This window comes from Clostridium sp., from assembly GCF_040797585.1.
GTDB lineage: Bacteria > Bacillota > Clostridia > Clostridiales > Clostridiaceae > Clostridium_Z.
In genome coordinates this window covers 1-3,517 of sequence record NZ_JBFNEO010000254.1, presented here as the reverse complement: position 1 = coordinate 3,517, position 3,517 = coordinate 1, and the positions used below count along the sequence as shown (strand labels likewise).

2 protein-coding genes are annotated in these 3,517 nt (G+C 30.2%); both read right to left on the bottom strand.

The window, feature by feature from the left end; translation table 11 throughout:
• Nucleotides 1-152: 152 nt before the first annotated feature.
• A complete protein-coding gene (locus AB2369_RS12365; protein WP_367666779.1) occupies nt 153-932 on the bottom strand; it encodes a hypothetical protein in 780 nt (259 codons plus the stop codon).
• Nucleotides 933-975: 43 nt separating this feature from the next.
• Nucleotides 976-3,517, bottom strand: a 2,542-nt coding sequence (locus tag AB2369_RS12360; RefSeq protein ID WP_367666778.1) for a molecular chaperone, incomplete at its 5' end; no start/stop codon positions are given.

The following is a 3,517-nucleotide window of genomic DNA, read 5'->3' as shown; positions in this document are numbered from 1 at the left end:
AATTAATATAGTTATATTTTTATCTCAAATTACTTACCTAAAATTATTTGATAAAAGAAATCTTAAATAATTTCTTTATATGGTATACAAACATAAAACACTTAACTCACATTTTCCTCACACTAAAAAACATCCATAACTTCTTTAAATAGCTAGTCCACTAAAATAGTTTTATATCTTAACCTTTCTTGCTTTTCCTTACCTCCATTACCATCCTTAATAGACTCTAGGATTTCTAAAAGCTTATTATATAGATAATGGTTAGAGGTTTCTCTTAGAGACGTTTTAAGTCTAGGCTCTATATAGCTTATTATTAGTTCCCTATCTATGGCTTCCTTACTTTGAATACACATCATGGCAAAGGATATATCTAGTGGATTATTAGTATTACACTTTAAAACCTCTTGCCCAAATCTTCTTAGTATCTTAGGTGATAGGGTGCTATTTTCATAGGACGAGAAGGGACAATTAATAATATTTACTGTGTCATACTCCGTTGATATATCTCTAAAATCAACATAGTTATTCCGAAGTTTAGCTCCCCTTTTTAGTTTGAACCTACAAAGCTCCATTTCATCTATGTTTGTCTCTAATTTATCATCTAAAAATATCTGTGACCCTAATTTAATAAAGTCCTTATTTATGGTTTCTCCTAGGAATCTTATCTTTAATACCTGAATCTGATTCGTTGATTCATAGGGAATAGTGTAGTCTTCCTTTAATATATAAATCATGTCCTGGTACTTTATTATCCCTTTAGTTACAGTGATATAGTCATTATTTACTTCTATATTGCATCCTGAAATTATTCCACTGGAATAATTCCTAAGGCTTATATCTAAGATTTCTCTTGGAAAATCTCTAAGTTCTTCTAACATTTCAATTTTTAGAATTCTTCCTGGTTTAAATAAAGGATATGTATTTGAAAACACAACTTCTCCCCCTAATTGTTCTTGGTTTATTCTTTCCTATGGCTTATTTTAATCCGTCAAAGAAGTTTTTCTCCCACTGATCATTTTCAAAAGGATAAAATTTTTCTTTTCCTATATAAAGCTTCTCATCCTGTCTTAATATGGAAGTTACGTAAAATCCCCAAAGCTCTTCTTTTGCCCAAGCAAAGAATTTCACTTCATTGTTTACAATGTTGTCCGTATCATGCTGGTTGATGATACCTTCATATAATTTTTCTATTTCCTCTGGTAATATAGGGTTTAGCTCCTCTTCCTCTGTTTCATAGGTATATTCATATCTTGTATTTCCATGTATATCCTTTAAGTATAGTTTTAACATTACCTTTTCCATGAATCTAGATATATTACCCTTAGTTTTATCCCTACCTTTAATTAAGTTTTTCTCTTCTCCTTGGTGGGTATAAGCACTTATGACATAAGGTAGTGCTGGGGTTTTTATATCTATTTTTATGTCAGCATATCCAAAGTTCTTAGCATGCAAGTACTTAAGGGACCCATTAAGACAAGCTAGCTTTAAATCATAATTTTCCTTAGCTTCTTTTTTATTTCTCTTAACTTGAATAACTTTTCCTGGAATGAACTCCTTTAGGGCTTCTTTAAATATCTCCACCCTACAAGATTGTCCAGTTAATTTTATTATTGAGTAATCAAAGAGCTCATTATTCTCATAAAGATTCTCTAAGAACCTTTTTATTATGTTATATATGTCTCCCTTAAGTAAGGTGTTTATTTCGTAGACACTTATTGATATATTAGGGGCATCCTTTACTACTTGAAGCTTATCCTTGTGTATATAAGAAAGCTTCCATTTATCAAACTTTATTGTATCTTCCTCTAACTTTTCATTATCCTTTGAGGTTAAGTTTACTTTTAGAAGGCTAGGGTCACTAAAGAACTGCTTCTTTACCTCATCTGCTAGTTCAAATAAGAAATAATAATTGCTCTTTACCTTGTAGTATTCTTCTTTTCTTCTGCATTCATATAGTTTGAATTTAGTAGGAATTATCTCTTCTGCCTTCTCATAATTTTCATTTAGGGATTTATATACTTTTTCTACTCCGTATTTATCTATAAATCTAAATATATCTATGTCAAACTCATCTATTATAGTCTTATTTATCATGGCATTACTTTTAGATAACTCTTTAGCCATTAAGATTTTTATAAATTGCATTATTCTAAAGGTAAGGTTATTCCCTCCAAAGTCTGTATCTCCATTTTCATAAGAGGTCTCTATATCTAATTCATAGGAAATCCTGTTATTATATATGGTAAAATTACAGGCTGATAGGTCAGTGGTTCCCCCTCCACAATCTATTATTAATGCCTTATATTTTTCCCCCTCATCATAGCCTTTCTTCTCTATTAATTCAGCTATGGTGTTGTAGAGGACAGCTGCACTTTCATCTAATATATTTTCTTTTTCTACTATATAATCACTTAATATTTCCTTAAATAAACTATGGAATTTATACTTTTGTTTTGATGGACAAGATATATATATATGCTTAAATTTACATTTAAATCTCTGATTTGCTAGAGATATTATGTAGCTTAAATATGCTTTCATAATATCTTTTCTTGCTATGAAGGTGGTTTTCTCACTTCTATCTATTACTTTTTCAACCTTTTCATAGTCACTTACCCATCTTTTAATGTCATAAAATATAGTTAATCCATCATCTATATAACTCTTTTTAGACTCTTTAATTGCATCATATCCAAAGATATATTCTATGTTTTCCTCTCCAATACTCCTTACCCCTACTACGCTTGGAATAAGTGGGGTTATCTTCTCATAATCCTTAGTTGTATCTAAGACTTCTACAAGCCTTACCTGCCTTTTTTCCTTCTCTATAGCTTCACCTCCATTATTTAAGGATAAGAATTTTTCCTTATCTACATAAATACCTGCTGTGGTGTTTGATGTTCCAAAATCTATGGCAAGGGGCATTGTGGTCTCTTCAACTTCTTTTACTTCAAACTGCAGAATAGGTAGGGAATAAAATTTTATGAACCCCTTTGTTATGTCCCTATTTCCTTCATAGATGTGATAGAGAAGCTCTGATTCTTCTTTTTCAAAATATAGTAGGCTATAATGTTTAACCAGTGATTCCTCTGATGGAATATCTCCTTTATTTACTAGGAAATATTTATTTACCCCATCTTCATTTATTTTTTTAACATTGAATATACTACAGATTTTAAAAGTGTTATCTACTAAAAACATATTTACTTCTTCTAATTTATCTTCACTTTCTATGGTGTAGCCATCATATATGTCAGTGTCTAAGTCCTTATAAATTGTTATCTTTCCTGGATATTCTATTTTTTTCTCATCTAATATAAACTTTTCCGATCTTTTTAAAAACCCTTCTACCCTCTCTAAACCCTCTTCTCTAAATTTATTTATAAGAAGGCTGTCCTCTTCACCACGATATTTCATTATAAGCTTAACTAATTCTTCTTTATCTAAAGGATTAATTAAGCTCTTTACTATTTTTTCTTTAATACATATTTCTCTTAGCTGATATGTGGTCATAAGG